Annotated in this window: 24 protein-coding genes; 5 read left to right on the top strand and 19 right to left on the bottom strand. The window is 61.5% G+C overall.

Annotation, left to right across the window (positions count from 1 at the left end; translation table 11 throughout):
* Positions 1-51 precede the first annotated feature (51 nt).
* The 10 genes from ACIGEK_RS01575 to ACIGEK_RS01530 all read right to left on the bottom strand — a co-directional run bounded on the left by ACIGEK_RS01575 (position 52) and on the right by ACIGEK_RS01530 (position 6,150).
* Complete coding sequence (locus tag ACIGEK_RS01575) at positions 52-438, bottom strand: hypothetical protein (protein ID WP_397491638.1); 387 nt, start codon at positions 436-438, stop codon at positions 52-54.
* Positions 435-1,262, bottom strand: a complete 828-nt coding sequence (locus ACIGEK_RS01570; protein ID WP_397491637.1) for a hypothetical protein — start codon at positions 1,260-1,262, stop codon at positions 435-437. Before ACIGEK_RS01570 ends, ACIGEK_RS01575 begins: the two co-directional genes overlap by 4 nt.
* 55 nt (positions 1,263-1,317) lie before the next feature.
* The gene (locus ACIGEK_RS01565; RefSeq protein ID WP_397491636.1) at positions 1,318-1,461 is read right to left on the bottom strand and encodes a hypothetical protein; all 144 of its coding nucleotides are present in this window, start codon (positions 1,459-1,461) and stop codon (positions 1,318-1,320) included.
* Between the two features lie 48 nt (positions 1,462-1,509).
* Positions 1,510-4,224, bottom strand: a complete 2,715-nt coding sequence (locus ACIGEK_RS01560; protein ID WP_397493062.1) for a toprim domain-containing protein — start codon at positions 4,222-4,224, stop codon at positions 1,510-1,512.
* Between the two features lie 5 nt (positions 4,225-4,229).
* Positions 4,230-4,475 (bottom strand): hypothetical protein, encoded by a 246-nt coding sequence (locus tag ACIGEK_RS01555; protein ID WP_397491635.1) that lies wholly within the window; start codon positions 4,473-4,475, stop codon positions 4,230-4,232.
* Positions 4,476-4,485: 10 nt separating this feature from the next.
* Positions 4,486-4,719, bottom strand: a complete 234-nt coding sequence (locus tag ACIGEK_RS01550) for a hypothetical protein (RefSeq protein ID WP_397491634.1) — start codon at positions 4,717-4,719, stop codon at positions 4,486-4,488.
* A 66-nt stretch (positions 4,720-4,785) separates the two neighbouring features.
* Positions 4,786-5,151, bottom strand: coding sequence for a hypothetical protein (locus ACIGEK_RS01545; RefSeq protein WP_397491633.1), 366 nt, complete (start codon positions 5,149-5,151; stop codon positions 4,786-4,788).
* Entirely contained in the window at positions 5,148-5,456 is a 309-nt protein-coding gene (locus tag ACIGEK_RS01540; RefSeq protein WP_397491632.1) for an ogr/Delta-like zinc finger family protein, read from the bottom strand. Before ACIGEK_RS01540 ends, ACIGEK_RS01545 begins: the two co-directional genes overlap by 4 nt.
* Complete coding sequence (locus ACIGEK_RS01535; protein WP_397491631.1) at positions 5,453-5,920, bottom strand: YmfL family putative regulatory protein; 468 nt, start codon at positions 5,918-5,920, stop codon at positions 5,453-5,455. The genes ACIGEK_RS01540 and ACIGEK_RS01535 overlap by 4 nt, the downstream gene beginning before the upstream one ends.
* Before the next feature lie 29 nt (positions 5,921-5,949).
* Positions 5,950-6,150: a DNA-binding protein gene (locus tag ACIGEK_RS01530; RefSeq protein ID WP_397493061.1), complete on the bottom strand. Its 201-nt coding sequence runs from the start codon at positions 6,148-6,150 to the stop codon at positions 5,950-5,952.
* 80 nt (positions 6,151-6,230) lie between these two features.
* Here ACIGEK_RS01530 and ACIGEK_RS01525 point away from each other — a divergent pair, with 80 nt between their 5' ends.
* The 5 genes from ACIGEK_RS01525 (at position 6,231) to ACIGEK_RS01505 (ending at position 9,097) form a co-directional block, all read left to right on the top strand.
* Positions 6,231-6,578, top strand: coding sequence for a helix-turn-helix domain-containing protein (locus ACIGEK_RS01525; RefSeq protein ID WP_397493060.1), 348 nt, complete (start codon positions 6,231-6,233; stop codon positions 6,576-6,578).
* 50 nt (positions 6,579-6,628) lie between these two features.
* Positions 6,629-7,141, top strand: coding sequence for a hypothetical protein (locus tag ACIGEK_RS01520; protein ID WP_397491630.1), 513 nt, complete (start codon positions 6,629-6,631; stop codon positions 7,139-7,141).
* Positions 7,142-7,161: 20 nt separating this feature from the next.
* Positions 7,162-8,226, top strand: a complete 1,065-nt coding sequence (locus ACIGEK_RS01515; protein WP_397491629.1) for a hypothetical protein — start codon at positions 7,162-7,164, stop codon at positions 8,224-8,226.
* Positions 8,227-8,229: 3 nt separating this feature from the next.
* A complete protein-coding gene (locus tag ACIGEK_RS01510; RefSeq protein ID WP_397491628.1) occupies positions 8,230-8,763 on the top strand; it encodes a hypothetical protein in 534 nt (177 codons plus the stop codon).
* Between the two features lie 148 nt (positions 8,764-8,911).
* Positions 8,912-9,097, top strand: a complete 186-nt coding sequence (locus tag ACIGEK_RS01505; protein ID WP_397491627.1) for a hypothetical protein — start codon at positions 8,912-8,914, stop codon at positions 9,095-9,097.
* Positions 9,098-9,132: 35 nt separating this feature from the next.
* Here the strand turns inward: ACIGEK_RS01505 and ACIGEK_RS01500 are convergent, their stop codons facing one another.
* From ACIGEK_RS01500 to ACIGEK_RS01460, 9 genes are all read right to left on the bottom strand, one after another.
* Positions 9,133-10,386 (bottom strand): phage late control D family protein, encoded by a 1,254-nt coding sequence (locus ACIGEK_RS01500; protein ID WP_397491626.1) that lies wholly within the window; start codon positions 10,384-10,386, stop codon positions 9,133-9,135.
* Positions 10,383-10,823, bottom strand: a complete 441-nt coding sequence (locus ACIGEK_RS01495; protein WP_397491625.1) for a phage tail protein — start codon at positions 10,821-10,823, stop codon at positions 10,383-10,385. Before ACIGEK_RS01495 ends, ACIGEK_RS01500 begins: the two co-directional genes overlap by 4 nt.
* Before the next feature lie 18 nt (positions 10,824-10,841).
* Positions 10,842-13,292, bottom strand: coding sequence for a phage tail tape measure protein (locus ACIGEK_RS01490; protein ID WP_397491624.1), 2,451 nt, complete (start codon positions 13,290-13,292; stop codon positions 10,842-10,844).
* A complete protein-coding gene (locus ACIGEK_RS01485; RefSeq protein ID WP_397491623.1) occupies positions 13,282-13,404 on the bottom strand; it encodes a GpE family phage tail protein in 123 nt (40 codons plus the stop codon). Before ACIGEK_RS01485 ends, ACIGEK_RS01490 begins: the two co-directional genes overlap by 11 nt.
* 8 nt (positions 13,405-13,412) lie before the next feature.
* Positions 13,413-13,742, bottom strand: a complete 330-nt coding sequence (locus ACIGEK_RS01480; RefSeq protein ID WP_397491622.1) for a phage tail assembly protein — start codon at positions 13,740-13,742, stop codon at positions 13,413-13,415.
* An 84-nt stretch (positions 13,743-13,826) separates the two neighbouring features.
* A complete protein-coding gene (locus ACIGEK_RS01475; RefSeq protein WP_397491621.1) occupies positions 13,827-14,660 on the bottom strand; it encodes a phage antirepressor N-terminal domain-containing protein in 834 nt (277 codons plus the stop codon).
* A gap of 14 nt (positions 14,661-14,674) precedes the next feature.
* Positions 14,675-14,842, bottom strand: a complete 168-nt coding sequence (locus ACIGEK_RS01470; protein WP_397491620.1) for a hypothetical protein — start codon at positions 14,840-14,842, stop codon at positions 14,675-14,677.
* 279 nt (positions 14,843-15,121) lie between these two features.
* Positions 15,122-15,331, bottom strand: coding sequence for a hypothetical protein (locus tag ACIGEK_RS01465; protein ID WP_397491619.1), 210 nt, complete (start codon positions 15,329-15,331; stop codon positions 15,122-15,124).
* Between the two features lie 64 nt (positions 15,332-15,395).
* Positions 15,396-15,911: a phage major tail tube protein gene (locus ACIGEK_RS01460; RefSeq protein ID WP_397491618.1), complete on the bottom strand. Its 516-nt coding sequence runs from the start codon at positions 15,909-15,911 to the stop codon at positions 15,396-15,398.
* Between the last annotated feature and the right edge of the window lie 57 nt (positions 15,912-15,968).

The following is a 15,968-nucleotide window of genomic DNA, read 5'->3' as shown; positions in this document are numbered from 1 at the left end:
TCTCCTTTGGGGCAGCCCTGCCGAGTTGCCGCTCGGCGGGGCTGAGTTGTGTCAACGGACGCGGACTTTCTTGTCGTCTTCGATCACGTACAGGTTTACGTCTGCCAGGCGGTACTGGCCGCCCACGCCGCCCTTGACGCAGTAGTCGCCGCCGCCGTCGTGGACGATGCGCACCTTGAAGGGGTAGCCGTAGCCGTTGCTGCGGCACAGGTCGGCCTGGCCGGCGTACTTGCTGGACTTCTTGATTTCGGCGTACAGCTGCTGGCCACCGATCAGCGGGCGCACTTCCTCGTCACGGGCTGCATAGCCGCGCCAGGCGCCTTTGGTGTGCGGGTCGATGTACAGGCCTGACGTGGCGCACTTCTCCAGGTCGTAGCCTTTGGTGGTGGCCCATTCGATGAAGTCCAGTTCCAGGCTGATTTGGGTGATTCCGTTCATGCCTGCGCTCCCTTGCTATCCGCATGCACCCAGGCCATGCCGCATACCTCGGTGTGGGCGTGGTGCATGACGTCGGCGGGGATGGGGAACAGGTCGGCCAGCAGATCGAGCAGGGCGCGCAGCTGGGCGTGGTTGCGGGCGCTGTCGTGGTTCAGGCCTGGGGCGGTCTCTTTGCGCAGGCTTTCGGCGTAGGCCGGGACGTGGCCGAGACGGTAAATCACCTGTTCACGGTTGGCGCGCACAGCCTGGATGAAGTGCGCCAAGTCGGTGATCTGCAGGGCGTGCATCGCCTCGATTGCATCGCGGCCTTCGGCCGTGCGGCGTTTTAAGGGCAGGTGGATGTTCACAATGCGCGGGTTGAGCACCTCGTCGTATCCGCCAACAAACGCCAGTGCGCCCTGGAAGGTGAAGGTGTTTACCGTTTCGTTGGTACGGCTAACGCGCATGGGGCGGACGGAACCGTCATAGCACTCGCGGAGCATGCTCCAGTCGAATTGCTCGGCGCCGTAGCCGATCTCTTCGAGCACCACCGGGCGGTTGACGGCGCGGGCCAGGATGGCGAGCAAGGCACCCATGCTGCAGCTATCAACGTGCAGGTTTTCGTCCTGCGCGCAGGAGCCTGACAGCAACCACAGGTTGGCCACCAGGGTGGACTTGCCCACACCGGCGCCGCCGGTGATCTGCAGGATGGGGTAGGTGGCCTGCAGCTCGCGGATGCGCTGGGCGTGGAAGGCGCCCGCCCACCAGGCGAGGGCGATCAGGCCTTGGGTACCGAACGCGGTGATGAACAGGTCGAGCCATTTCGGGGTTTGGTTGGTTTGCATGGTGGTTCTCCTTCGGTTTGGGTTGCCCAGGCGTTGCCGCGCCTGGGCGGTTTGGTTAGCGGGCGACGAGAGCCAGCAGGGATGGGGTGAAGTAGCCAGCCAGGGTCAGCAGCGCCAGGGTCAGGCCGCTTACGACCAAGGTGCCGAAGGCCTCGCGGCGGTTGGGTTGGTAGAAGTTGTCGTGGTCATCGTTGTGCATGGTGGTTCTCCTTGGGGTTGTTGCCGGCGTTGCCGCGCCGGGGTTGTGTTAAACGAGCTGGAACACCCAGCAGCGCACCGTCCGTGACGTCCCGTGGGCGTCAACGGCAAGGGCCGAGTTGATGGGTCTGTTGGTTTCCAGAAACTTGGGGGACTTGCTGGTTTTGAGCACGCGCTTTAGCTCGCCGAGGTTCGGCAGTTGCTGGCGTTTGTTGGCCGCCATTTCTACGAACTCGTTGAGGTTGACGGCGAAGAAGGCCGACTTGCGGGAGTGGTTGAGCTTGCCGCCGGTTTCGCCCAGGGGGCCGTTGAGGAACTCGACCAGGTCCCAGAATTCACGCACTAACGGGTGGTCGGCGTTGATAGCTGCCTGACGCTCCAGGGCCATGCGCGCAATTTCGGTGCGCACCTGGGTGGCCTGGCCATCGTTCATCGGTACCACCAGCTGCAGGCAGTCGGTGAGGCTAAGCAACTGCGCGTGGTTTTTGGCGATCCGCACGGTGCGGATGCCTGGCATGGCCAGGAGCTGTTGCTCGTAGGCCGAGGTGTTCTTCTCCAGCAGTTCCAGGATTTGCTTCTCGGGCGTCAGGGCCTTGATCAGAAAGCCGCTGATTTTTTCCATGGGCATGCGCTCCAGCAGTTCGGCGTACTGCTTGGTTTCAGGCGTGTGGTGGGCACGGGTCAGGTTCACATGACCCAGGCGCTGGAGCATTGCTTCGGAGGCGTTGATGGCGTTGTTCTGCGCGATCAGGAAGGCCGAGCGGAAGGGCGGCTCGTTGGTGTCGTTGCCGTTGTTCTTCACGCCGGTGCTGCGGATGCCGCGCCCGTTGTAGGCGCTCTTGAGTTCGTCCCAATCGAAGTGCTTGACCGGGCCGCCATCAGCTTGCTCACGGTCGGACTCGATCAGCACCACCGGCAGGTTGCCCACCTGCGAGAAGTTACGGGCGCGGGCGGCCTGGGTCGATTTGGAGGGGTCGAAGCCCTCGTACTCGATCCGGCCGGTGAGCTTCCAGAGCAGCTCGACCAGGGTGGTCTTGCCGGCTCCGGCTTCGCCGATCAGTTCCAGGAACAGGTAGGACTTCTGCAACTGGCGGATCTGCTCGGCGTACAGCGCGCCCAGCCACCACACCAACACCACCACGCCGCGCACGCCGAAGCACTTCCAGAACAGGTCGAACCAGTCTTCGTTGTACTCGGCCAGCTTGTCGTTGACGTGCAGCACCGGCGACATGCTCTGCGACTTGATGCTCAGCTTGCCGACGTCGAAGAAGTCTTCTTCGTTGAGCTTGTGCACCTTGCCGCCGGAGATAGCCAGGTCGTTTAAGACGTAGACGCCGTGGTCGCGGCTGTAGCCGACCCAGTTGATGGTGATAACGGTTTTGAGGCTGTCGAGCTGGCCTTCAAGCATGCGCTCCAGTTGCTGCGGTGTGCCGGTGAACATAGCGCCGTTGCACTCGTTGAGCAGGCGCTTTTTGAATTCCGGGGCCGCAGTGATCTGCGGGGCGGTGAAGGTGGTTTTGATGGCGCTGGTTTCTGGCCGATCAACGCGGAAGTAGTACCAGGCCTCCTGGGTCACGTCGTTGCGCATGTAGTACAGCGCCTGGAACGTGCAGTTGGCGATGCGCACCACGGCCGCGCTTTGACGCAAGGCCTTGTCACGGCGCTGGTTGTCGTTGAGCAGCGAGGCCTCGCCGCTGTCGTCGTTATCCATCTCCTTCCATGCCCGGTCGTACTTCTCCATATCCAGGCGGAACCAGTACAGGCGCTTGTGGTAAGTGAAGTGGAATTCCTTGCGTTCGTCCCACTCGTACATGAGCAGGCCTTTGGCCTCGGCGGACTCAGCCAGCAGCAGGGCACCCTGGTGGCGCGCTTCTTCGAGGTCGCGCTCGATGCGCTTGGCGCGCTCGTCGTCGCCCTCGATAAAAGCCCAGCGCTGGTGCAGGTCATTCCAATCGACCTTTTTGCCGCCGCGCTGCGGGATGACGGCGGCCGAGCAGGTGAAGCCCAGCTCGCGTGCTTCCTTGGCCCAGCGGCGCATGTTGGCCTTGGCCACCGGCTCGTTATCCAGCGCCCAGACCAGATGCGGGAGGGGCTTGTCTGCCTCCTGGCAGGCCTTTTTCAGCGCCTTGAGGGCCTCGGTGGGGAAGGGCGCGCTGCTCATCATGGATGCGGCCGCGCGCTGGTTATGTTCCAGGGCAATGGCGTCGAAGATGCCCTCGACGATCCACAGCTCGGTCACGTCGGTGAGGTCACGCCCGGGCAGCGTCCACAGCTTGCCCCTGTAGCTGTAGCCCGGTTTGAAGCGTGCTTTCTGCTTGCCGAAGCGCTCGGGGCGGTCGATCAGGCGTTCCCAATAGCCGCCATCAGGCATTGCAAAGCGCACAGTGGTGCTGCCGATGCCCAGGTCACGATCCCAGTAGTTCTCCTGGCTGAATGCGCCATCGAGCAGCTCCAGGCGGAAGCCACGGGCCATTTCCAGATAGGCGCGTGCGGTGGCGGTGGGGTTGTCCGGGGTTGAGGGTGCCTGCTTGCTCCAGTCGTTAAACAGGTCGTCGTACAGGTCTTTGACGTGCACGCGGTGGCCACACGCTTCTGGTCGCCCGCAGACCAGCATCCAGGGTGCATCTGAATAGGTGAAAAAGGTTTTCTGGCCGCACTTGGGGGCCGGGCATTTGCCCTTGCGCATCACGCGAACATCGGTACGCGGGAAGTCGAAGTCACGCTTTAGGCGGCTCAGTACCTCATGGCGCAGTGATTCTTTCATCGGGGTCATACGGTGGCCCCGAAGGCGAAGGCGCGCAGTTCGGCGACCATGGCGTTGAGCTGGCTGGTGTTGAGCTGGTCCTGTTCCAGGTACGCGCTGAGCATTCCCATCAGCCGATAGGCGTCGGCTTGCCGTATTTCCTGCGACGGATCAGTGAGCAGGGCATCGAGCCAGAACGCGAACAGGTGGCGCTCACGCAGTGCTGCCAATTCGCAGCACTGGGGCAGGGCGGGGTGGTTGGGCGTTGGCATGGGGCGTTCCTTACTCGGCGGCGTTGAGGGCGGCTTGCAGCGCGCCGATGGTGCGTTTGTGCCCGGCAAGGGCCGGGTAGTCGGTGAGAATGCGTTTGCTGCGAAAGCCTTCGGGCACGGTGCGGTAGCGGTCGTCGTACCAGTGCTCGGTCATGCCCTGGCGCAACTCGGCGCGCAGGGTGGCAAGCCAGGCCTCGGCGACTGGCTTGGGCATTTCCAACTCAAAGGCGACGGCTTCTGACATGGCGAAAACCTCGAATTACAGGTGCAACTTGCCCAAACCCACGGCGGTGGGCCTGGCACTTGTGAGTTAGTGGGGGGTGTTAAAGGCTAGAAACCGCTTCTGATGCGGCAGCAAACGGCGGTTGATTACGTGGTGGATGCCGTCGCGTGAATCGATCAGCACCACGCTGGTGATGTCGCCGAATCGTTTGTCGCCCCAGTCCACCCCCAAGGTGACGCCCGGCGGGGTGATTTTGCTCATGGCCAGGTGAACCAGGCGCTGCGCCATGAAGACCGGCACCTCGTTGGCTGTTACCAGGTACTGGCAGGTGCGCTCGAACAACTGGCCGTCGTCGAGGTGTTCATCCCAATGGCGGCGCAGGAAGCTATCGGCCACGGCCTGCATGGTTTCGAGGTAGTCCTGGGCATTGAGCTGCTGGCTGATGGTGTTCACGCGGTTGCCTCCATGGAGTCGAGCATGTCGAGCTGGTCGGTTTTCGGGAGGCTGTCGCGCACGGCCTGCATGCGTTGCACAGACGGTGCAATGGGCAGCTCAACGCGCGGGCGATCCAGGCCGGAGGGGCTGAGGGCGTAGTCCCAGCTGAGTGAACCGGTGTAGGTGGCGCCGCAGGTGATGTTCATGCATTGGCCGTACATGGTTTTGAAGGTGGGCGTCTGCGCTTCGCTGTTGCGGATGCGCATGCGGTGGCCGCAGGCCGGGCAGAGGCACTTGTAGCCGCCGTTGCTGGTTGCGGTCATGGCTGAGGCTTCCTGTGCAGGGCGATCACCGCGAGTACTTCGGTGTGCAGGGCGCTCAGGTGCTGGCGGTGTACATGGAGAATCTGGTGCAGCTCTTTGCTGTCGATGCCGTCGCCAATCGCCTCGGCGATGGTTTGGTTGAGTTGGCCTTCCTTCACGTCGGCGGCCTTGGCCAGGTGGTAAAGCTCGACGTTGTCCAGCGCGGTGGCATCAGGCAGGGCAGTGAAGAGGCCGTTGTAGAGGCTGGCCACATAGTCCGGCAGGAAGTGGGTGCCGCTTACCTGCTCCAGTTGCTGCAGCTGCTCGTCACTGAGTGGGCGGTGGCCGGTGCTTTCGTAGAGCTGGTTGTCGAAGCGCTTGAGGTCAAGCCCCAGGAAGGTGGCAGCGCAGTCGCGGCCACCCGGGAAGGCACCGACGATGGCCATCGCAACCTTGCGGCGACTGTCGAGGATTGGGCGTTTCATGTTCTCGTTTCCCCCTTGAGCCGGCCGCACTACTGTGCAACCACGCCTTCTTTGATGCCGAGCGCTACGGCTACGCGGTGCGCTTCGCCTCGTCGGCCTTTCTTGGTGCCGGCCAGCACTTGATAGGTAGTCGCAGCGTCGAGGCTGTTCTCGTCGGCGAATTCCTTTACGGATTTGCCCAGTGATTCGAGCCATGCCTTTGCTTGTGCTGGGGTGCGGGTGGCGTGCATCATTCAAATCCATTCAAAAGCGTTCAATGGGGCACAGATTACCACTCAAACGAGTGGTGTCAATGGGGTTTTATATCCGAATGAGTGTAATTGGTGATCGGCTGCGCGAAGAAAGGGACCGTCTAGGCCTCTCTCAAGGTGCCTTTGGTGAGATTGGTGGTGTTAAAGCCAATGCCCAGGGCAACTACGAAAGAGGCGAGCGTTTTCCCGACGCTGGTTACTTGGCCGCTGTCGCTGCTGTAGGCGTAGATGTGCTCTACGTCGTCATCGGTGAGCGCAAGCCCAAGGCAGCTGACAGCATCACGGCTGAGGAAGCCGAGTTACTTGACCGCTACCGTCAACTCCCAACCGAAGACCGCGTCGGCGTTACCAAAATCGTGACCGCCATGTCGGCAATGGCCGGCAACTACCAGGTCGGCAAACGCTAAGCCCGCCCAGGGCACCCAAGGATTCCATCAACACAATCAAGGAGTGATCAGTGGCCCTGAAACCCTGCAAGTCCTGCAAGCATGAAGTCGATACCAGCGCGAAAGTCTGCCCGAACTGCGGTGTCGCTAACCCTGGAGTCTCAGCCAAGGAGCAGCTCATAGGGCTCGTTGGCTTGGTGGTGATCATTGCCATCGCCTTAAAGGCGTGCTCCGGCGGTGATGAGACGGAAGAGACAGCAGCAGCGCCCAAGGTTGACGACGCTACCTGCCGCAAGGATCTGCAGTGTTGGGGCGATAAGCACTCCATTTCGGCAGGCGTGTATTGCGATGACCCTATTGAGAGCCTGGCGAAGTTCAGCGTGCGTTGGACCGACGGCATGCTCGAACCGAAGTTCAGCCACTTCCGCTGGCTGAACCAGGAGCAGGGCACGGTCACCTTCATCGGCGACAAGATCGAGTTCCAGAACGGCTTTGGTGCCTATCAGGGCCATATCTACGAGTGCGACTTAAACCCTGCAAACAACCAGATTCTTGATGTCAGGGCGCGTCCTGGCCGTCTGTAAAACAATAGGAAGGGAAAACAATGGCCGAGACGGTACCTAAAACAATCCACTACAAGCGGTCCGTAATCAGCGGTGGCGGCAATCTGCAAGAGATCCTCGGCCGGGTTTTTGCCGAAGGCAGTCCGGCACATAAAGTTGGGCATCGCAAAGAAATAGTTAGCTCCGACACCAATAGCTTCCGGGTGGTGAACCATAAGCGTGATTACAACGGCATGCTTTTTTGCCAGATGATTTACTTCGAGCCAGGGCGTAGCCAGGCGTACATCACGCTGAATGATGAAGCTGATTCTTATGCCCTCGATGCGCTAACCAATGAAGCGCTGAACAATATCGAGGCTCCAGCCGAGCGCGAGCAGCATCGTAAAGAGTTCGTCGACTCTTTCCTGTACTTCGGTGTTTTTGAAAACCACCTGGTGGTGCTGCAATCGAGTGCATTGCGCTCGCGTGAGCTGGAGGCGCATCTGGGGTGGCTGATCGGTAGCTTCGGCGGGGTTGCTGTCGGAACCTCCATCATCCTGCAGGATCAGCCATCTCAAGAAACATTTGAGCGGGTGGCCCGGTCACCGGTGAAGAAGATCGAGGTCGGTTCGCCCGTAACCACTGCTGAGGTTGTGCCCGAAGGGGAAAGGGTTGCACAGCCCGTCGCTGCAGCCGCTGCGGAAGAACAAGGCATAGATGCTCGCCGCGTTCGCTTCTTCCCTACCGGTTTTGCTGGTGATGTGATCAAGGCTGCTCTGGGTGCTGACTGGTTTAACAGGCTGGACCTGGAGGATGACTTGGATGAAGCCAACCTCAAGGTCAGTCTGGAAATTACCTACGTTCGTCAGACGACGAAGATGGGCCAGCAGATGCTTGATAACATCGCGACCTCGTTGCGGCATGTCGACGAGGCCGACGTCAGGATCTCCCTGAATGGCGGTGGTGAGATCAGGGGCAATGACCTCAAACTATCTGGCTCGATATCGGTCTCAAAATTGGATAATGGACTCCTTGATGAGGGTGTCCTATACCATAAAATGCACGGTTGGCTGGTCAGTAAGCTTCGCCAAGGCGATGTCGACCCAGAGCAGAATGCAGAAGAGTAAGTGATGAAAAATCAAGGTGGTTGGACAGGTTTAGGAGTGCTAGCAGTGGTGTTGTCCGCCGCTATGGGCGCACTGCTTGCTCACTACATTGTTTCGTCGTTTGATCAGACAACGCCCCCTGTTGTGCAGTGGGGCCTTCTAACCGTTTTTCTGTTGCCAATGGGTTTCGCTATTCAGCTGTGGGTGAATCTGAACGGAATCCGGGAGACAAAAGGGCTTTCAGGAAGTGAGCGCCGTCGGATCAGGGTCACCGTTTCTGAGAAGGTTCGGCAAGTTCAGATTGCGCTGATCTTCTACATGCTGTCGGCCATGATCATTGCTTTTGGCCTGTGGTTTTCGCCGACTAGCTGGAGCGTCTACCACGCTGTAACGGTTTTCACGGGTCTGAGCTTGGGTATTAGCGTTTCGAGCTTCTTCCTGATCCTCCATGAGTGGCGGGAAATCTCGAACTTCAAGAGCACGGTGTTTGAGCGCAGCAGCAGAAGTAAACAGCTGGCTAAGAAGCTGGGCTCTTTGGGCCCCAAGTCTGACAAGTAATCTGGTTGATAAAAAAGGGCACCTTGGGTGCCCTTTTTTGTTGCCTAAAGAAAGGCTTTAACCTGCTACGAGTAGCATTCTAGAGGGGGTTGCATTCTGGAAGTTGGCGGTATGGTCAGAGACTCACTGCCAATAACGGAGTATGCAGATGGGTACCGATGTTCTTGAGGCTGTAGGCGACCAACCACTGGATCGGGTAGCGCGGCCCTTGATGGATAGCATGACGCCAGAGGAGTGGCTTGTACTGAGGTTCTACCGCCAGCTTGAAGGGGCTGATCGGTTGATGATGATCAGAATGATGGAGGCGTTGGTTATGCGCTTGCCAGCTGAATAACGCAGAAGGCCCCGAGATTCGGGGCCTTCTTGTTTCTAGGTTGCCTGCAGGCGTTTCCACTCTCGATCCACTGCGCGCTGGGCGTTGGCCTTGTTGGCGTAGAGGTGGGTCAGGCGCTTGGGGTTAGCCTGGTCGCCGGCGGTGAGTTGCTTCTGCTCGCCAGTTTTCTCGTCGCGGTACCAGGCCACCACGCCGGTGTAGTTGCTGTCGGCTTCGGCCAGCTGCTCCACGTCGTCGCCGTCTGGCAGTTTGGACTCCAGCTCCAGGCTGGTGGTGTAGCTCTCGGTGGTGAAGCTGTGGCGCAGGTTGCCGCCGAGCCAGATGATGGCGCTGATCTCGGCCTTTACGCCGTGCAGGCTGTAGGTCTGGTCGGGCGTTAGCTCGGGGCGACCCTTGGCCAGTGTGTAGCTGAGGGTGGCGGTACCGCGCTGCAGGCGCTTCCATTCTGCGCGGGCGGCACGCAGGGCGCTGGCCTGGTCGGTGTAGCTGTGGCGCAGCTCCTTGAGGTTTTCGCCGCCGCCGGCGATGGCCTCTTTTTTGTCGGCGCTGTTGATCTCGTAGTAGTAAGCCTTGACCCCGGTGTAGCTGTCGCGGTCGGCCTGTAGAAAGCGGTGTTGGTCGCCGTCTTGTCGGGTCAGGGTGACGTGGGGCAGTGCCAGGCCGCTTGCTGTGGTGCTGTTGCCCGCCGGCATAAACAGCAGGCGGCCTGCCTTGATTGTGCTGATGGCGTCGTACTGTTGGCCGAGGCGGGTGAGCAGGTTGGCGTCGCTCTCGTTGGCTTGGTCCAGGTGCAGCAGATCGATAGCGGCGAGCAGTGGGCTGATTACCGGTGCCAGGCCATGAGCAGCGGCGATGCCGGCGATGATGGTACCGAGGGTGGTATTAGGCCAGGAGCGCTCCCGTTTGACCTTGAGGCCGCCGCGTAGATCCGCGCTGCGGGCGCGGATGCTGAGGGTGTCCGGGGCGCCACTGTGCTCGGTTTCGTCGACGGTGTAGCTGCCCTTGTCTACCAGGCCGGTGTCATCCCAACCCAGCCACAGGCGCACGACAGCGCCCCGGGGCGGGATGGCCAGCAGGCCGTCATGGTCGCTGAGGGTGATGTCGAGCTGGTCGGCCTCCATGCCTCGGTTGTCGGTGAGTTCGATGCCGACCAGGCGCTGCTCAATGTCGAGGGTGATGTCGCGGCCGTTGACCATCACGCGGCAGATTGGCTTGGCGTAGGCAGTGGCCTCGCGGTAGCGGCGAGCCGCTTCGCCCAGCAGCGCGCCGGCTTGATCAACAACACTCACAGGACACCCCGAAGGATAGAGCCGAGGCTACCTGTGAGGCTGCCGAGCAGGTCAACGCGCCCGTCATCGATGCGCACCAGCTTGAGGTTGAACTCAATGCGCCGCGCGGCCCCGTCCGGGAAAAACAGGGTGCGGGTTTCGCTTAGATCCTCGATAGCCCAGACGCCGTAGATCTTGCCGGTGCCTTCCACTAGGGGCCAAGCCTTGCCGGTATCACCCATCATGCGCAGGGTGTCGAGGCTGAGCGGGCTGCCAGCCAGCGCGGGCAGCAGCACGCCGGGCAGGGTGATGGTGTCGTCACCGCGCCCCAGGTACTGGCGCGCAGGGTTGGTACCGATGCGCGACGTGCTGCCATGACGCCATGCGGTTTGCCGTTGGAACTCCTGATAAGCCAGGGTTTCCAGGCTGAATACGAACATGCCTAGGGCCATCATCATGGCGGGTACTCCTGGTTGTTATTCCTGGTCGTTGAGGGCGCTGCGTTTGTTGACCTGGGCGGCGCGCAGGCGCTTGTCGACCTCAGCACCAACCAGGCGGGCGAGGGCTTGCTCGTCCATGCCCTGGCTGCCGTAAACGTGGATGGTCATGGCAATGGGGCTTGCTGCAGCGCTGCCGCCGGCACCTGGTACCGCTGTCAGCTGCTTGGCGAGGGTGGTGACTGCGCCGAGTGGGCCGCCCTGGCTGCCGAGCAGCCCTTGCTCCAGGCCGGCCATGGTGAAGCCACCCAGCTCGGCGAATACCCGCGAGGGTGAGTGAATGCCAAGCCTTTCCTTGAACCAGCCAATGGTGGCGTCGCCAGCGCCGGTGATGGCTTCCTTGACCGCGCCGAGCTTGTTCTGGATGCCGTTTACCAGGCCATCCAGGAGCATGCCGCCGAAGTCGGTGAAGCGCGCCGGCATTTCCGCGCCGAAGTAGTTCATCACCGCGGCGAAGGCGCGATAGAACAGACCGAGCGGGGAGAAGTTGAGGATCAGCGCCGCGATGCCAGTGAGCCCGCCGCTGAAGCCTGCCTTGATTTCCGCCCAGAGGCCGAGGAAGAAGGCTTTGATAGGTTCCCAGTTCTTGTAGATCAGGTACGCGGCGATACCGAGCGCCGTCACTGCGGCGATAACAGCCAAGATGGGCCAGAGGGTCGCGGTCGTCGCGATGCCGAGCAAGGTGAGTGAGTAGCGCACCATTGCGAAAGGACCAAGCATACCGGCCAGCATGACCGCGATGCTGCCGCCAACGGTTAGCAACAGTGCCAGCCCTGCGACCGTCTTGAAGATCACGGATGTGAGCACCGGGTGCTCTTTGACCCACTCCTTGAGACGCACGGCGACGTTACCCAGGTCGTTGATCAGCTCCTTGAGTTCGGGCGCTACCGTGGCCCCGATCTCGGCCATGGCGTTGCTCCAGCTCCCTTGGGCTGCTTCGAGGGTGTTGGCCAGGGTGCCGAGCTGCTCTTTGACACGGGTTTGCAGGTCGGCCTGGTTGCGCATCTTTTCGGCGACTTGCTCGTATCCGTCTAGTCCTTTGTCTAGCAGCACGTTCACAACTTGCAGCGTTTCAGAGTCATCGCCGAACAGCTCTGTCATCACACTGGTTCGTTGTGTGGTGGTTAGCTTTTTGAGTTTCTCCAGCTGAGCGAAGAGGTTTTCTAGCCCGCCGAACTCGCCCTTGCCGTTGGTGAAATCGAAGGTGAAGCCGGCCTTCATTTCAGCCAGCGCAGCGTTAGCCTTGTTGAACTTCTTGGGGTTAACGCCGGATTGGAACACCTTGCGGATGGCGTTACCGGCGGACTCACCGGCCATACCGGTCTGATCCATCATCACCAGCAGCGGGGCCAGGGTGTTGGCTGCAGCCAGGCCTTCCTGCTTGATGATGCCCATTACCGGGCTGAGTTTGGTGAAGCCCTGGAGCATGTTGTTGTCGTCAACACCCAGGTAGAAGGCCCGTTGGATGGTGTCCATCAGGCCCATCATGTCCTTCTCGGTGGTGCGGGTGGCGTCCTGCATCTTGGCGGCAAATTCAGCGGCCTCGGCCACTGGCTTTTGCAGCTGTACGCCGAGGTAGGCGGCAGCCTCACCGGTGCCGCCCAGGATGGCCTGGCTGCTCATGCCTTGGCGGCGCAGCATGGTCATCATTTCTTGGAAGTCGGCGGTGGTACCGGGCAGCCGGTCGCCGAGGCCGGTGGCCAGGTCGGTGATGCGCTGGAAGTCGCCGGCGACCTGGCCGTTCTTGTCCATCATCGCCACGCGCAGCTGGGTGGCGGCGTTCTCGGCTGGGGCGAAGGCGTCCACCATGCCCTGCAGGGGTTTGGCCATGGCATAGCCAGTCGCCAGGCCCGCAGCCCCTCCAGCGGCCATGCCGCCCGCTACCTGCTGAGCCTTATCGAACTGCGCCTTGGCTACCGCTGCCTGCCGAGCCTGCTGGCTAAGGCGCTGCATGCGCCGGCCCTGCTCGGTGATGCTCTGGTTGGTTTGCTCGATGCGTTGGCGCAGGTCGCGCTCATGCTGGCTGAGGTTGCGGGTGCTGATGCCGGCGGCACCGAGTTTGCTGCGCAAGCCCTGGAGCTGGATCTGCTGCTCCTGGTGCTGACGTTTGAGGTCGGTGGCGGCGCGGATGGCGGACTTGAGGTCGCGGGTCATCTGCCGCGTGGGCGCCCCGGTGGCGGCCATATCCTTGCCGAGAGCTTTGACGCGCTCGCGGGCGGCCTGCAGTGCGGCCTCGGTCTGCTCGCTGGCTGCGCGCATGGTGCGCCAGCTGCTGACGTCGCGCTGTTGCTCCTGCAGGGTTTTGAGCTGGTCGCGGGATTCCTTGAGGGCGCGGCCGAGGCCGATGCTCCCTTGGGTGATGGCGCGGATGGGGCGGGTGGCGCGGTCGATGGCCTGGAGGATGACCTCCATTTTCAAGTCATTGGCCATGGCTTTGCTCCCAGCGTGTTCTGGCCCGCTCCCGCCATTCGATCAATTCAGAAAGGGCCAGCGGGTCCATGTCCGCCGGCGACCAGTGAAAGACCATGGCCATGTCGGCCATGGCGTCCTCTATGCGACGAGGGCAGCTTCCTTCGCCGATTTCTGCAGCAAAAAACCGGACACCGCCATGCCGCAGGCCATCAGGTCGGCCGGGTCCATGGTGCCGATCTCGTGATCGGTGAGGCTCGGGGTGGTGATGCGCGGCAGGATTTTGCGCAGTGCGAGCACGTCCATCTGCACCAGGTCGACCAGGGTTACGCCGCGCAGCTCACCGCTCATGGGTTTACGCAGGGTGAGGCTGTCGACGCTTTGCTCGCCACGCTTGAGCGGCGTGTCCAGCTGGATGACGGCCTCGTTGGGGTTACTGGTTTGTTCGGCTTTCTCGGAAGGTTTAGGCATGAGGTGGCTCCTTGGTTGTCTGTAGTGGCCAAGGTGCCTTTCGCGCGCGCGCGGAGCCAGGAGGAGAGGGTGTAGCGTAGGGCGTTACATGGTGGCGGGCTGCTCAAACACCCAGCAGCGGGTGCTTTTCCCTGTGAGCCGGCTGGTTACAGGATGGTTCTTGCGCAGGCAGCGGGGTGAAGGACTCTGCCAGAGCGCCTGTTTTAGCGCGTTATCGAACCGCAATGGTTGGCCATGCTCGATCAGCAGATCAGCCAGCCCACGCAGGTTGACCGCTAGCAAGTGGTTGGTATTGGTGTGGTTATAGTCCACGCCCTTGCCGTCGAGGTACGCGAGCGCCGTCCAGAATGGCTTGAGGATGTCCGGCGCGGTGGGCGTGGCGTAGCCGAGGCTGTCGATAGCCGGCGTTGGCAGGCCCATAGCGCGGGACACTTCTTCCAGTTGTTGGTGGATCATCTGTCGCATGCCGGCGTCACGGGTGCGCAGCAGTTCCTTGCCCAGAGCCAAACGGTGGCGCGACATGGCGATGCGCTGATTAACCGGCTGAGCACCTGGGCGGGTGGCGCTGCCCTTGGTCCAGTAGTCCCACAGTGCGTCGTCGCATTCGTTCTGGTAACGAATGATCTTGTCGCGTAGCTCTGGGCTTACCCTGCTGGGGGTGATGCCCATGAGCCACGCTGCCAGCTTACGCAATGGAAGGCATGTAGCCTCCTGCATTCCACCCAATGAAGGTGTTGCGATGATCACAACACCCCAACGCTCTGGGTTGGACTTCAACTTGGTGTACTGGCTGGCCCAGTTCAGGCCCATATTTTCGACGATTGCCCGCATGGCCACATAAGGCTCATTGTCCTGGCCGACCAGAACAACGGTGTCCTCGTAGAACGGAACTGGGATCAGTTGTTGTGCTGCGCTCATGGTCTGCTCTCCTTTCAGGCCGCTGGGTACTGCGCCAGGGCTTCCACGGCGCGCTGGATAAAGCTCTGGTCAGCTTGGCTGAGGCGGCGCAGGTTCTGCAACAGGGCTTGTTCGGCTGGGGTGGACAGCAGGCGAAAGGGGGCGAGGCTGGCGAACGGACTACGGGCGGTGTGAGTGGGCATGGCGTAACTCCTAGTCTGGTTGGAGTTCGCCACTACCGCTCTCAAACGATGGGTGGCGAACCGTACGGGGGTTGAGAGACCGGGGACGTAGGAACCCGGCGCACCCGAAGGTGCCCCTCGCACGGCCCGCCATAAACTTGGGGGCACAAAAAAACGCCTGTTCGGCGTCGTGCGCCTACATCTTTTCGGGCTCTCACCCCCGGTCGCTGAATTGGCAGCGACGACCGAACGATAGCGCCGTGGCGCTATCGCGTCAACGGTGCAATATCACTGCACCATTTAGTTGCGGCTAATGGCCAGCTCAATATGTAGGCGGTCAACGAGTTTGCCTGAGGCCCGTGCAGCTTGGTTCATCTCGTCATCGCGAGCAGCCAGCAGTGCGATGGAGTAGGCCGCATGGTCCAACTGTTCCTCAAGTTCACGAATCCGGGCGTCCTTACGGGCCAGGAAGTACTCAAGCCGTTTAACTTCGGCGCATTTCTCTGCCATTGGTTTCTCCTTGGTGATGGGGGTGCCGCGCGACGTATGCGCGGCGGTGGTGAGGGTCAGTGCGTCAGATGCCGAGGGCGCGGCGGTGCTCTTCGAGCAGATCCTTGCCGTTGACCTTGAAGATGAAGTTGAGGAGGTCGATCTCGACGATCTCTTCGCCGTCGACGGTGAGCTTGTAGTAGGTCAGGGCGGTGGTGATCTTGTGCTCGGTGTCTTCACCTGGTGCGGCATCACCGAAGTCGATTTCTTCATGCCGGCCGCGCGCGAGGATTTCCACGGCGCTGACTTCGCCGGTGTCGTCGCGTTGGACGGAGCCGGCGAAGCGCAGGGCAACGCCATCAACCCGGACTGCGCCGAACTGGCGCAGGGCGATCAGATCCCAGCCGCCGAGCGTCCACTCGAACTGCAGGCCGTCGTCGCTGTGGCCGAGGTCGACCTTGACGGGGCCGTCCATGCCGCCCCCGCGATAGGCCTCCATCTTGCGGGCGAGGGTTGGCAGGGTGGCGGACTTGGCTACGCCCAGGTAGCTGTTGCCGTCGTTGAACAGGTTCATGTGCTTGAGCTTTTTGGGCAGGGCCATGATGGGGCTCTCCTGGCAATTTGGTGCGGGCGCGGTGGTTCAGGCCGCGCAGGCAAA

Source organism: Pseudomonas sp. NPDC079086, from assembly GCF_044542155.1.
Classification (GTDB): Bacteria; Pseudomonadota; Gammaproteobacteria; order Pseudomonadales; family Pseudomonadaceae; genus Aquipseudomonas.
This window is presented reverse-complemented; position numbering and strand designations above follow the sequence as displayed.

What these genes read in the sequence shown, in the direction of transcription:
- ACIGEK_RS01575 (WP_397491638.1), bottom strand. Translation starts at nt 438, where the DNA reads ATGAACGGAATCACCCAAATCAGCCTGGAACTGGACTTCATCGAATGG.
- ACIGEK_RS01570 (WP_397491637.1), bottom strand. Translation starts at nt 1,262, where the DNA reads ATGCAAACCAACCAAACCCCGAAATGGCTCGACCTGTTCATCACCGCG.
- ACIGEK_RS01565 (WP_397491636.1), bottom strand. Translation starts at nt 1,461, where the DNA reads ATGCACAACGATGACCACGACAACTTCTACCAACCCAACCGCCGCGAG.
- ACIGEK_RS01560 (WP_397493062.1), bottom strand. Translation starts at nt 4,224, where the DNA reads ATGAAAGAATCACTGCGCCATGAGGTACTGAGCCGCCTAAAGCGTGAC.
- ACIGEK_RS01555 (WP_397491635.1), bottom strand. Translation starts at nt 4,475, where the DNA reads ATGCCAACGCCCAACCACCCCGCCCTGCCCCAGTGCTGCGAATTGGCA.
- ACIGEK_RS01550 (WP_397491634.1), bottom strand. Translation starts at nt 4,719, where the DNA reads ATGTCAGAAGCCGTCGCCTTTGAGTTGGAAATGCCCAAGCCAGTCGCC.
- ACIGEK_RS01540 (WP_397491632.1), bottom strand. Translation starts at nt 5,456, where the DNA reads ATGACCGCAACCAGCAACGGCGGCTACAAGTGCCTCTGCCCGGCCTGC.
- ACIGEK_RS01535 (WP_397491631.1), bottom strand. Translation starts at nt 5,920, where the DNA reads ATGAAACGCCCAATCCTCGACAGTCGCCGCAAGGTTGCGATGGCCATC.
- ACIGEK_RS01530 (WP_397493061.1), bottom strand. Translation starts at nt 6,150, where the DNA reads ATGCACGCCACCCGCACCCCAGCACAAGCAAAGGCATGGCTCGAATCA.
- ACIGEK_RS01525 (WP_397493060.1), top strand. Translation starts at nt 6,231, where the DNA reads ATGAGTGTAATTGGTGATCGGCTGCGCGAAGAAAGGGACCGTCTAGGC.
- ACIGEK_RS01515 (WP_397491629.1), top strand. Translation starts at nt 7,162, where the DNA reads ATGGCCGAGACGGTACCTAAAACAATCCACTACAAGCGGTCCGTAATC.
- ACIGEK_RS01510 (WP_397491628.1), top strand. Translation starts at nt 8,230, where the DNA reads ATGAAAAATCAAGGTGGTTGGACAGGTTTAGGAGTGCTAGCAGTGGTG.
- ACIGEK_RS01505 (WP_397491627.1), top strand. Translation starts at nt 8,912, where the DNA reads ATGGGTACCGATGTTCTTGAGGCTGTAGGCGACCAACCACTGGATCGG.
- ACIGEK_RS01495 (WP_397491625.1), bottom strand. Translation starts at nt 10,823, where the DNA reads ATGATGATGGCCCTAGGCATGTTCGTATTCAGCCTGGAAACCCTGGCT.
- ACIGEK_RS01490 (WP_397491624.1), bottom strand. Translation starts at nt 13,292, where the DNA reads ATGGCCAATGACTTGAAAATGGAGGTCATCCTCCAGGCCATCGACCGC.
- ACIGEK_RS01485 (WP_397491623.1), bottom strand. Translation starts at nt 13,404, where the DNA reads ATGGCCGACATGGCCATGGTCTTTCACTGGTCGCCGGCGGACATGGAC.
- ACIGEK_RS01480 (WP_397491622.1), bottom strand. Translation starts at nt 13,742, where the DNA reads ATGCCTAAACCTTCCGAGAAAGCCGAACAAACCAGTAACCCCAACGAG.
- ACIGEK_RS01475 (WP_397491621.1), bottom strand. Translation starts at nt 14,660, where the DNA reads ATGAGCGCAGCACAACAACTGATCCCAGTTCCGTTCTACGAGGACACC.
- ACIGEK_RS01470 (WP_397491620.1), bottom strand. Translation starts at nt 14,842, where the DNA reads ATGCCCACTCACACCGCCCGTAGTCCGTTCGCCAGCCTCGCCCCCTTT.
- ACIGEK_RS01465 (WP_397491619.1), bottom strand. Translation starts at nt 15,331, where the DNA reads ATGGCAGAGAAATGCGCCGAAGTTAAACGGCTTGAGTACTTCCTGGCC.
- ACIGEK_RS01460 (WP_397491618.1), bottom strand. Translation starts at nt 15,911, where the DNA reads ATGGCCCTGCCCAAAAAGCTCAAGCACATGAACCTGTTCAACGACGGC.